The 11,403-nt window shown below is 63.7% G+C and carries 9 protein-coding genes; 8 read left to right on the plus strand and 1 reads right to left on the minus strand.

The annotated features are described in order from the left end of the window. Positions 1–848 (minus strand): NADP-dependent isocitrate dehydrogenase (icd, locus tag APH28_RS16595; RefSeq protein WP_060511156.1); only part of this gene is annotated, 848 nt, incomplete at its 3' end. Between the two features lie 413 nt (positions 849–1,261). Between icd and APH28_RS16600 the strand changes: the two genes are divergently transcribed. The 8 genes from APH28_RS16600 (at position 1,262) to APH28_RS16635 (ending at position 11,323) form a co-directional block, all read left to right on the plus strand. Next, positions 1,262–3,487 (plus strand): NADP-dependent isocitrate dehydrogenase, encoded by a 2,226-nt coding sequence (locus APH28_RS16600; RefSeq protein WP_060511157.1) that lies wholly within the window; start codon positions 1,262–1,264, stop codon positions 3,485–3,487. 184 nt (positions 3,488–3,671) lie between these two features. Continuing rightward, the gene (locus tag APH28_RS16605) at positions 3,672–4,112 is read left to right on the plus strand and encodes an NUDIX hydrolase (protein WP_060511159.1); all 441 of its coding nucleotides are present in this window, start codon (positions 3,672–3,674) and stop codon (positions 4,110–4,112) included. A 59-nt stretch (positions 4,113–4,171) separates the two neighbouring features. Continuing rightward, positions 4,172–5,296 (plus strand): tRNA 2-thiouridine(34) synthase MnmA, encoded by a 1,125-nt coding sequence (gene mnmA / locus APH28_RS16610; protein ID WP_060511161.1) that lies wholly within the window; start codon positions 4,172–4,174, stop codon positions 5,294–5,296. Continuing rightward, on the plus strand, positions 5,293–5,919 hold the full coding sequence (gene hflD, locus APH28_RS16615; RefSeq protein ID WP_060511164.1) for a high frequency lysogenization protein HflD: 627 nt from the start codon (positions 5,293–5,295) through the stop codon (positions 5,917–5,919). The genes mnmA and hflD overlap by 4 nt, the downstream gene beginning before the upstream one ends. 238 nt (positions 5,920–6,157) lie before the next feature. Further along, positions 6,158–7,528 carry an adenylosuccinate lyase gene (purB, locus tag APH28_RS16620; protein WP_060511166.1) on the plus strand — a complete coding sequence of 457 codons (1,371 nt, stop codon included), beginning with the start codon at positions 6,158–6,160 and terminating at the stop codon, positions 7,526–7,528. 81 nt (positions 7,529–7,609) lie between these two features. Next, positions 7,610–8,776 carry a cupin domain-containing protein gene (locus APH28_RS16625; protein WP_060511168.1) on the plus strand — a complete coding sequence of 389 codons (1,167 nt, stop codon included), beginning with the start codon at positions 7,610–7,612 and terminating at the stop codon, positions 8,774–8,776. Next, positions 8,769–9,197 carry a GNAT family N-acetyltransferase gene (locus APH28_RS16630; RefSeq protein ID WP_060511170.1) on the plus strand — a complete coding sequence of 143 codons (429 nt, stop codon included), beginning with the start codon at positions 8,769–8,771 and terminating at the stop codon, positions 9,195–9,197. Before APH28_RS16625 ends, APH28_RS16630 begins: the two co-directional genes overlap by 8 nt. A 167-nt stretch (positions 9,198–9,364) precedes the next feature. After that, positions 9,365–11,323, plus strand: a complete 1,959-nt coding sequence (locus tag APH28_RS16635) for a DNA topoisomerase III (protein WP_060511173.1) — start codon at positions 9,365–9,367, stop codon at positions 11,321–11,323. The last annotated feature ends 80 nt before the right edge of the window (positions 11,324–11,403 follow it).

The following is an 11,403-nucleotide window of genomic DNA, read 5'->3' on the forward strand; positions in this document are numbered from 1 at the left end:
ATGGCGTCCTTGACGATCACTTCACGGCCGGTCTTGGGGTTCTTGAACTTCATCCATGGGCCGCCGTCGAGCAGTTCGGCGCCGAACTCGTCGCGCGCCACTTCGTAACCCCAATCCTTGAAGGCACCCTCGGTGAACTTCATGATGTTGCCCTTGTGCACCAAGGTCAGCGACTCGCGGTCGTTGTCCACCACGTACTGCAGCGCCTTGCGCACCAGGCGCTTGGTGCCCTCGCGGGAAACCGGCTTGACGCCGATGCCGCAGTCCTGGTCGAAGCGGATCTTGGTGACGCCCATTTCCTCCTTGAGGAACTTGATCACCTTGTTCGCCTCTGGTGAACCGGCCTTCCACTCGATACCGGCATAGATGTCTTCGGAATTCTCGCGGAAGATCACCATATCGACGTCGCCGGGTTTTTTCACCGGGCTCGGTACACCCTGGAACCACAGCACCGGGCGCAGGCACACATAGAGGTCGAGCTGCTGACGCAGGGCCACGTTGAGCGAACGGATGCCGCCGCCGACCGGGGTGGTCAGCGGCCCCTTGATCGACACCACGTAGTCCTTCACCGCATCCAGCGTCTCCTGGGGCAGCCAGGTGTCCTGGTCATAGACCTGGGTGGCCTTCTCACCGGCATACACCTCCATCCAGGCGATCTTGCGCTTGCCGCCGTAGGCCTTTTGCACGGCGGCATCGACTACCTTGATCATGACCGGCGAGACATCGACGCCAATCCCGTCGCCTTCGATATAAGGAATGATCGGGTTGTCAGGCACGTTGAGCGAATGGTCTGCATTGACGGTGATCTTGGTGCCGTCGGTCGGAACCTTGATTTTCTGGTATCCCATGCTTGCACTACTCCGCTGTCGGGTGTGATTGGACATCATGCGATGCAATGAGCCTAAACCACATCTGTGGACCTGCAAGGCATGCGACATCGCGCCACATTGCCCCTACGTCTTTGGTCTTATAAATGGCACCGATGTCACTTGGCCTTGCTGATTAGCCTAAATGGTTTGGTATACTGCGCCGCGACCGAAGGGTCATCGGGGCGAATCCCAGGAAAATGCGGACCGCCCTTGGCCATGAATGGCCGCTAAGTCTGGGTTGTTACCGCAGCTCAGCATTGACGCTCGACTGATGCATCCACCATCACAGCTCGCAGCCTCTCGACTTTCCGCTCATGGCGTTGCCAGGGCGATGCGCCTACCCTGCGCAACACGAGACTCGAGCACGCTCAGCACACAGAGAGTTAACCCGCATGCCCACCCGTTCCAAGATCATCTATACCTTCACCGACGAAGCCCCCGCCCTCGCCACCTACTCGCTGCTGCCGATCGTCGAAGCGTTCACCGCTTGCGCTGACATCGCCGTCGAAACTCGCGACATCTCCCTGGCTGGCCGTATCCTTGCCGCCTTCCCGGAGCAACTGGGCGCAGAGAAGCAAGTAGGCGATCACCTGGCGGAACTGGGCCAGCTGGCTACCACCCCTGAAGCCAACATCATCAAGCTGCCGAACATCAGCGCCTCGGTACCGCAGCTCAAGGCCGCGATCAAGGAGCTGCAAGTCAAGGGCTTCAACATCCCTGACTACGCCGACGAGCCGTCCACCGAGGCCGAGAAAGAATCCCGCGCCCGCTACGACCGCATCAAAGGCTCCGCCGTGAACCCGGTGCTGCGCGAAGGCAACTCCGACCGCCGCGCACCGCTGTCGGTCAAGAACTACGCCCGCAAGCACCCGCACAAAATGGGCGCCTGGGCCGCCGACTCGCAGTCGCACGTTGCCCACATGAACAACGGCGACTTCTACGGCAGCGAAAAAGCCGCACTGATCGAGGCTGACGACAGCCTGCGTATCGAGCTGGTCGGCAAAGATGGCAGCACCACCGTGCTCAAGGCCAAGACCGCCGTCAAAGCCGCCGAGATCGTCGACTGCGCCACCATGAGCCGCAAGGCCCTGAAAGCCTTCATCGCCGAACAGATCGCAGATGCCAAGGCCTCCGGCGTGCTGCTGTCGGTGCACCTGAAAGCCACCATGATGAAGGTCTCCGACCCGATCATGTTCGGCGTCATCGTCGAAGAGTTCTACAACGACGTGCTGGCCAAGCACGCTGCAGCCCTGGCTGAAGTGGGCTTCAACGCCAACAACGGCATCGGCGACCTGTACGCCCGCATCAAGGACCTGCCAGCCGACAAGCAGGCCGAGATCGAAGCCGACATCCAGGCCCTGTACGCTGAGCGTCCAGCCCTGGCCATGGTCAACTCCGACAAGGGCATCACCAACCTGCACGTGCCGAGCGACGTCATCGTCGACGCCTCGATGCCGGCGATGATCCGTGATTCGGGCAAGATGTGGAACACCGCCGGTGAACTGCAAGATGCCAAGGCGATCATCCCGGACCGCTGCTACGCCGGCATCTACCAGGCGACCATCGAAGACTGCAAGGCCAACGGCGCCTTCGACCCGACCACCATGGGCAGCGTGCCGAACGTTGGCCTGATGGCGCAGAAGGCCGAAGAGTACGGCTCTCACGACAAGACTTTCCAGATCCAGGCCGACGGCGTAGTGCGCGTGGTCGATGGCAAGGGCAAGGTCGTTCTGGAACAGAATGTCGAAGCCGGTGACATCTTCCGCATGTGTCAGACCAAAGACGCGCCGATCCAGGACTGGGTCAAGCTGGCCGTCAACCGTGCCCGCCTGAGCAACACCCCGGCGGTGTTCTGGCTGGACCCGGCTCGCGCCCACGACGGCGTGATGATCGAGAAGGTACAGAAGTACCTGAAGGATCACGACACCGCTGGCCTGGACATCCGTGTCCTGGCACCGGTCGACGCGATCAAGTTCTCCCTGGCCCGCATCCGCGAAGGCAAGGACACCATCTCGGTGACCGGCAACGTGCTGCGCGACTACCTGACCGACCTGTTCCCGATCATGGAACTGGGCACCAGCGCCAAGATGCTGTCGATCGTGCCGCTGATGAACGGCGGTGGCCTGTTCGAAACCGGCGCCGGCGGTTCGGCTCCGAAGCACGTGCAGCAGCTGGTGGAAGAGAACTTCCTGCGTTGGGACTCGCTGGGTGAATTCCTGGCCCTGGCCGCTTCCCTCGAGCACCTGGGTAACACCTACGACAACCCGCGCGCCAAGGTCCTGGCCAACACCCTGGACCAGGCTACCGGCAAGTTCCTCGACACCAACAAGTCGCCTTCGCGCAAAGTCGGTGGCATCGACAACCGCGGCAGCCACTTCTACCTGACCCTGTACTGGGCTGAAGCCCTGGCAGCCCAGGCTGACGACGCTGCGCTGCAAGCACGCTTCGCACCGCTGGCGAAAACCCTGGCCGAGAACGAGGAGACCATCGTCGCCGAGCTCAACGCGGTTCAGGGCAAGCCAGCCGACATCGGTGGCTACTACGCTCCGGATGCCGCGCTGACCGCCAAGGTGATGCGCCCAAGCCAGACCCTGAACAGCGCCATTGCCGCCCTGTAAGGTTCGCTTGAAGTAACAGCACAAACCCCGGCCACGCACCGGGGTTTGTGCTTTCTGGGATTGGGGCTGCTGCGCAGCCCATCGCGGGGCAAGCCCGCTCCTACAGCGATCCCAGTTTCCTATAGGAGCGGGCTTGCCCCGCGATGGGCCGCGCAGCGGCCCCAGCAATCGAAAGGCCTCAATCATGACCTGGCAACCCCACATCACCGTCGCCACCATCGTCGAACACGAAGGCAAGTTCCTCTTCGTCGAAGAATTCAAGGCCGGCCAGCACGTTTTCAACCAACCTGCCGGCCACCTCGAACCGAACGAAACCCTACCCCAGGCCGCCCTGCGCGAAACCCTCGAAGAAACCGCCTGGGAAGTCGAGCTTACTGGCCTGGTTGGCATCTACCTCTACACCGCCCCAAGCAACAGCGTGACCTACCAGCGCATCTGCTTCGCCGCCCGCCCCGTGCGCCACCACGACGACCTGGCCCTGGACAGTGACATCGTCCGCGCCGTGTGGCTGACCCGCGACGAACTGCTGGCCGACCCCACCCGCTGGCGCAGCGAGCTGGTGCCGCGCTGCCTCGACGACTACCTGAAAGGCCCGTTGCACAGCCTCCAATTGCTACGCGACTGACGCGCCGCGCCGGTTTTGATAGAATCGGCGTTTTTCCCCCTTGATACACACCGGTAAACATGACCAGCCCAGCACTCAAAGACCCCGCCAAGACCCGCGTCATCGTCGGCATGTCCGGCGGCGTGGACTCTTCCGTCTCCGCCCTTCTGCTCATGGAACAGGGCTACCAGGTGGAAGGGCTGTTCATGAAGAACTGGGAAGAAGACGACGGCACCGAATACTGTACCGCCCGTGAAGACCTGGCCGACGCCCAGGCCGTGTGCGACCGCATCGGCATCAAGCTGCACACCGCCAACTTCGCCGCCGAATACTGGGACAACGTGTTCGAGCACTTCCTCGAGGAATACAAGGCCGGCCGCACGCCCAACCCGGACATCCTCTGCAACCGCGAAATCAAGTTCAAGGCGTTCCTCGACTACGCCCTGTCGCTGGGTGCCGACCTGATCGCCACCGGCCACTATGTGCGCCGCCGCGACACTGGCGCGCTCACCGAGCTGCTCAAGGGCCTGGACCCGAACAAGGACCAGAGCTACTTCCTGCACGCCGTCGGCGGCAAAGAGATTGCCCGCACACTGTTCCCGGTCGGTGAACTGGAAAAGCCCGAGGTGCGCGCCATCGCCGAAAAGCACGGCCTGGCCACCGCCAAGAAGAAGGACTCCACCGGCATCTGCTTCATCGGCGAGCGCCGCTTCAGCGACTTCCTCAAGCAGTACCTGCCGGCCCAGCCAGGGAACATCGAGACCACTGACGGCGAAGTGATCGGCCGCCACCACGGCCTGATGTACCACACCATCGGCCAGCGCCAGGGCTTAGGAATAGGCGGCCTGAAGGACGCCGGTGACGAGCCGTGGTACGTACTGCACAAGGACCTGACCCGCAACGTGCTGGTGGTCGGCCAAGGCAACGAACACCCGTGGCTGTTCTCCCGCGCCCTGCTCGCCTCGGAAATTTTCTGGGTCAACCCGATCGACCTGAGCAGCCCACGCCAGCTGACAGCCAAGGTGCGCTACCGCCAGAGCGATCAGCAGTGCACCCTGGAGCTGACCGAAACCGGCTACCGCGCCGTGTTCGACGAGCCGCAGCGCGCCGTGACCCCGGGCCAGTCGGTGGTGTTCTATGACGGCGAGGTATGCCTGGGTGGCGGTGTGATCGAAACGGCCGAGCCGTGGAGCCCGCGCGCATGAGCAACCTGCAGGAGCAGCTGATTGCCCTGGGCGGCGTGTTCCAGGCCGCCGTGCTGGTCGACCGCATCGCCCGTACCGGCCAGGCCAGCGAAGCCAACATCGGCTGCATGCTCGGCAGCCTGCTGGTGCGCGACCCCAAGGACACCCTGGAGGTGTTCGGCGGCGACGACCTCAACCTGCGTGATGGCTACCGCGCCCTGGTCGGCGCCCTCGAGCGCGACCCCAGCAGCCTGCAGCGCGAGCCACTGCGTTACGCTCTGTCGATGCTCGGCCTTGAGCGCCAGCTGAACAAGCGCGGCGACCTGCTCGATACCATCGGCAACCGCCTGCCGCAAATTCAGTCCCAGGCCGACCATTTCGGCCTGGTTCACGAAAACGTCATCGCTTCCAGCGGCGCCTTGTACCAGGACACCCTGAGCACCTTGCGCCAGCGTATTCAGGTGCATGGCGACATGCGCTTCCTGCAGCAGGCCAGCAACGCCTCGAAGATCCGCGCACTGCTGCTTGCTGGCATCCGCGCCGCACGCCTGTGGCGCCAGCTGGGCGGGCACCGCTGGCAGCTGGTATTCAGCCGTCGCAAGCTGCTCAACGAACTGTACGACATGATGCGCAGCCCCAACTGATGGGCTGAGCGGCACCTTTGTGGGAGCGGGCATGCCCGCGAAGCAGGCGACTCGGTGGATGGCACCGGCTACGCCGGTGTTCGTGGGCGCGCCCGCTCCCACAGAGTCCCGCAATGGCCGCCATGGCATAGATTGCCGGGGCCGCTGCGCGGCCCTTTCGCGACGCAAGGCCGCTCCTACAGGCAAAAATCATGTATGATATGCGCCCTCCAAAAGCCTGACTGTCCGAGAACACCCCATGCAGCTTTCTTCGCTCACTGCGGTTTCCCCTGTAGACGGCCGTTACGCCGGCAAAACCCAGGCCTTGCGCCCCATTTTCAGCGAATTCGGCCTGATCCGTTTCCGCGCCCTGGTCGAAGTGCGCTGGCTGCAGCGCCTGGCCGCCCACCCGCAGATTGGCGAAGTGCCGGCGTTCTCCGCCGAAGCCAACGCCCTGCTGGACAGCCTGGCCACCGATTTCAAGCTTGAGCACGCCGAACGCGTCAAGGAAATCGAGCGCACCACCAACCACGACGTCAAGGCGATCGAATACCTCCTCAAGGAGCAGGCCGCCACGCTGCCTGAGCTGGCCAAGGTCAGCGAGTTCATCCACTTCGCCTGCACCAGCGAGGACATCAACAACCTGTCCCACGCGCTGATGCTGCGCGCTGGCCGTGACGACGTGCTGCTGCCGCTGATGCGCCAGATCGCCGACGCCATCCGCGCCCTGGCCCACGCCCACGCCGATGTACCGATGCTGTCGCGCACCCACGGCCAGCCGGCTTCGCCGACCACCCTGGGTAAAGAACTGGCCAACGTCGTGTACCGCCTGGAGCGCCAAATCGCCCAGGTTGCCGCCGTACCGCTGCTGGGCAAGATCAACGGCGCCGTGGGCAACTACAACGCCCACCTGTCGGCCTACTCGCAGGTCGACTGGGAAGAGAACGCCCGCGCCTTCATCGAAGACGAGCTGGGCCTGCAGTTCAACCCGTACACCACCCAGATCGAGCCGCACGACTACATCGCCGAGCTGTTCGATGCGATCGCCCGCTTCAACACCATCCTCATCGACTTCGACCGCGATGTCTGGGGCTACATCTCGCTGGGCTACTTCAAGCAGAAGACCGTGGCCGGCGAAATCGGCTCGTCGACCATGCCGCACAAGGTCAACCCGATCGACTTCGAGAACTCCGAAGGCAACCTGGGCATTGCCAACGCGCTGTTCCAGCACCTGGCCAGCAAGCTGCCGATCTCGCGCTGGCAGCGTGACCTGACCGACTCCACCGTGCTGCGCAACCTGGGCGTGGGCTTTGCCCACAGCGTCATCGCCTATGAAGCCAGCCTGAAGGGCATCGGCAAGCTGGAAGTCAACCAGGCCCGCATCGCCGCCGACCTGGACGCCTGCTGGGAAGTCCTCGCCGAGCCGATCCAGACCGTGATGCGTCGCTTCAACATCGAGAACCCCTACGAGAAGCTCAAGGAGCTGACCCGTGGCAAGGGCATCACGCCAGACGCGCTGCTGACCTTCATCGACGGCCTCGACATGCCTGCAGACGCCAAGGCCGAACTGAAGCTGCTGACCCCCGCTACCTACATCGGTAACGCGGCAGCGCAGGCCAAACGCATCTAAGCTGACCGTCGCGTACAACGCCCGGCCTAGCCGGGCGTTTTTATTCCCGTACGAAAATTACGTTTTTTCAATAGGTTGAACATGAATCCTGATACTCCACTGCAGCTGCTCGGCGGCATCTCGGCCCGCGAATTCATGCGCGACTACTGGCAGAAGAAGCCACTGCTGGTGCGCCAGGCCTTTCCGGACTTCGAAAGCCCGATCGACCCCGACGAACTGGCCGGCCTGGCCCTGGAAGAAGAAGTCGAGTCGCGCATCGTCCTCGAACACGGCGCCCACCCGTGGGAACTGCGCCGCGGCCCGTTCACCGAAGAGACCTTCGCCGAGCTGCCGGAGAAGGACTGGACCCTGCTGGTGCAGGCCGTCGACCAGTTCGTCCCGGAAGTCGCCGAGCTGCTGGAGCACTTCCGCTTCCTGCCAAGCTGGCGTATCGATGACGTGATGATCAGCTTTGCCACCCCAGGTGGCAGCGTCGGCCCGCACTTTGACAACTACGACGTGTTCCTGCTGCAAGGCCACGGCGAGCGTAACTGGAAGGTCGGCCAGATGTGCAACAGCGACAGCCCGCTGCTGGAGCACGCCGACCTGCGCATCCTCGCCGAATTCGAACAGAGCGGCGAATGGACCCTGGAGCCGGGCGACATGCTCTACCTGCCACCGCGCCTGGCCCACTACGGCGTGGCCGTGGACAACTGCCTGACCTACTCGGTCGGCTTCCGCGCGCCAAGCGCCTCCGAAGTGCTGACCCACTTCACCGACTTCCTCGGCCAGTTCCTGCCGGAAGAAGAACGCTACAGCGACGCCGACGCGCAACCTGCCAGCGACCCACACCAGATCCAGCACGATGCCCTCGACCGCCTCAAGGCGCTGATCGACAAGCACACCAACGACAAGGACCTGCTGCTGACCTGGTTCGGCCAGTTCATGACCGAGCCGCGCTACCCCGAGCAGGTAGTCGGTGAAGAAATGGACGAGGACGAGCTGATCGAAGCCCTGGAAGACGGCGCCATCCTGATCCGCAACCCAAGTGCCCGCATGGCCTGGTCCGAGCTCGGCGACGACCTCATGCTGTTCGCCAGCGGCCGCAGCTGCCCGCTGCCCGCCAAGCTGCGCGAACTGCTGAAGCTGGTGTGCTCGGCCGACGCGTTACACATCGACAACCTTGAGCAGTGGTTGCAGGACGAAGATGGCCTTATGCTGGTACAGCAGCTGATCAAACAAGGAAGCCTGGGATTCGCCAATGAATAAAATTCGTGTGCGCCTTGCCGACTGGCACAAGGACAACGCTGATATCCGCCGTATCCGCGAAGCCGTGTTCATTGCCGAGCAGCATGTACCACCGGAACTGGAATGGGATTCGGACGATCCGAGCGCTGCGCACTTCCTGGCGCTGGAGGGCGACTACCCGATCGGCACTGCGCGCTTGCTGCCTGACGGCACCATTGGCCGGGTATCGGTGCTCAAGGACTGGCGCGGCCTGAAAGTCGGCGATGCGCTGATGAATGCAGTGATCGTAGAAGCGCAGGACCGTGACCTGAAGCAGCAAATGCTCAGTGCACAGGTGCATGCCACGCCGTTCTACGAGCGCCTGGGCTTTCGCGTGGTCAGCGAGGAATTCCTCGAAGCCGGCATCCCGCATGTGGACATGGTGCGCGACTCGCGCGCCTGATCCATAACCTGCACTGACCTCTTCGCGGACAAGCCCGCGAAGAGGCTGGCACAGGCAATAACACATCACCTGACAAAAAGCTGTACATCCATCCAGATAAAACTTGCCTCTGCGCCCCCGCTTGCGCATCCTAGTGCCCATCATTCCCCGATGAAGCGTTCCCGGCCATGCGCCTGTTTCTCTGCGAAAAACCCTCCCAGGCCAAAGACATTGCCAAGGTGCTTGGTGCCAACCGCAAGGCCGACGGCTGCTGGCAGGGCACCGACGTGTGCGTGACCTGGTGCATTGGCCACCTGCTGGAAACCGCCCCGCCCGACAGCTACGACGACCGCTACAAACGCTGGAACCTCGCCGATCTGCCGATCATCCCGGAAAAGTGGAAGATGCTGGTCAAGCCCAAGACCGCCAGCCAGTTCAAGGTCGTCAAGCGCCTGCTCGGCGAGGCCCGCGAGCTGGTGATCGCCACCGACGCCGACCGCGAAGGCGAGATGATCGCCCGCGAGCTGGTCGAACACTGCCGCTACCGTGGCCCGATCCAGCGCCTGTGGCTGTCGGCCCTGGACGACGCCTCGATCCGCAAGGCCCTGGCGCGCCTGCTGCCCGGCCAGGAAACCTTCAACCTCTACCACTCGGCCCTGGGCCGGTCCCGCGCCGACTGGCTGATTGGCATGAACATGAGCCGGCTGTTCACCCTGCTCGGCCGCCAGTCCGGTTACCAGGGCGTGCTGCCGGTGGGGCGGGTGCAAACCCCGACCCTGCGCCTGGTGGTAGACCGCGACCGCAGCATCGCCGACTTCGTGCCCGTGCCGTTCTGGGCCATCGATGTCCAGCTGGAAAGCGCCGGCCAGGCTTTCAACGCCCAATGGCGCGCACCAGACGACGCCTGCGACGACCAAGGCCGTTGCCTCAATCAGGCGCTGGCGCAGCAGGCCGCTGCCGACATGAACAGTGCCGGCACCGCGCGGGTAGTCAAGGTCGCCACCGAGCGCGTGCGCGAGGCCGCACCCCTGCCCTTCGACCTCGGCACCTTGCAGGAGCTGTGCTCGAAAAAGTTCGGCCTCGGTGCGCAGGAAACCCTCGATATCGCCCAGGCGCTGTACGAAACCCACAAGCTGATTACCTACCCACGCAGCGACTGTGGCTACCTGCCCGTGAGCCAGCACGGCGAGGCCCCAGCCATCCTCGCCGCGTTGCAGCGGGCCGACGCCAGCCTGGCGCCACTGCAAGCGTACCTCGAGCCGCAGCGCCGCTCACGCGCCTGGAACGACGCCAAGGTCAGCGCTCACCACGGCATCATCCCCACCGCAGCCGCCAGCGACCCGGCACGCCTGCCGGCCAAGCACAAGGCGGTCTATACCCTGATCCGTGCCCGCTACCTGGCGCAGTTCCTGCCCAATCATGAATACGACCGCACCCAGGCCGATTTCGACTGCGCCGGCCATGCCCTGCGCGCCGTCGGCAAGCAAATCGTTGAGCCCGGCTGGCGCCGCGCCCTGCCCGAGGCCCTGACCCCGGCCAAAGGCCGCGAGGCCCAGCCAGCCCAGGTGTTGCCGGTCTTGCGGGAAGGGCAGGACTGCAAGGTGCACGGCTTGCAGCTCAAGGACCTGTGGACCCAGCCACCCAAGCCCTTCACCGAAGGTGACCTGATCAAGGCGATGAAGAACGTCGCGAAGCTGGTGGACGACCCAAGGCTGAAACAGAAGCTCAAGGAAACCACCGGCATCGGCACCGAAGCCACCCGCGCCAGCATCATCCAGGGCCTGCTCGACCGGGGTTATCTGGTGAAGAATGGCAAGGCCCTGGCCGCCACCCCGGCCGCGTTCAGCCTGATCGACGCCGTGCCCCGCGCCATCGCCGACCCTGGCACCACGGCCATCTGGGAACAGGCGCTGGACATGGTGCAAAGCGGCGAGATGAGCCTGGAAGAGTTCGTCGCACGGCAGTCGGCGTGGATGGGCAAGCTGGTCGAGCGTTGCCGTGGGATGCGCATGACCATTACCGGGCCTGCGGTGGGCAAAGCGGCGCCGTGGAAGAAGAAGCGGCGCACTAGCGGGAAAGGCAAAGCCACCGAAGGCAAAACAGTTGCCAGCAAGCCGAGGCAACCTCGGCGCAAGACCTCTGGCTGATGCAGCGCTTGTGCTGGTCTCTTCGCGGCTAACGCCGCTCCCACAGGTACTGCACAGATGCCGAAGGTAGTGCTATCCCT

This window comes from Pseudomonas sp. NBRC 111124 (assembly GCF_001320245.1).
Taxonomy (GTDB): domain Bacteria; phylum Pseudomonadota; class Gammaproteobacteria; order Pseudomonadales; family Pseudomonadaceae; genus Aquipseudomonas.

Excerpts from the sequence above, each read along its gene's own strand:
- APH28_RS16600 (WP_060511157.1), top strand. The coding sequence starts at position 1,262 with ATGCCCACCCGTTCCAAGATCATCTATACCTTCACCGACGAAGCCCCC.
- APH28_RS16605 (WP_060511159.1), top strand. The coding sequence starts at position 3,672 with ATGACCTGGCAACCCCACATCACCGTCGCCACCATCGTCGAACACGAA.
- mnmA (WP_060511161.1), top strand. The coding sequence starts at position 4,172 with ATGACCAGCCCAGCACTCAAAGACCCCGCCAAGACCCGCGTCATCGTC.
- hflD (WP_060511164.1), top strand. The coding sequence starts at position 5,293 with ATGAGCAACCTGCAGGAGCAGCTGATTGCCCTGGGCGGCGTGTTCCAG.
- purB (WP_060511166.1), top strand. The coding sequence starts at position 6,158 with ATGCAGCTTTCTTCGCTCACTGCGGTTTCCCCTGTAGACGGCCGTTAC.
- APH28_RS16625 (WP_060511168.1), top strand. The coding sequence starts at position 7,610 with ATGAATCCTGATACTCCACTGCAGCTGCTCGGCGGCATCTCGGCCCGC.
- APH28_RS16630 (WP_060511170.1), top strand. The coding sequence starts at position 8,769 with ATGAATAAAATTCGTGTGCGCCTTGCCGACTGGCACAAGGACAACGCT.
- APH28_RS16635 (WP_060511173.1), top strand. The coding sequence starts at position 9,365 with ATGCGCCTGTTTCTCTGCGAAAAACCCTCCCAGGCCAAAGACATTGCC.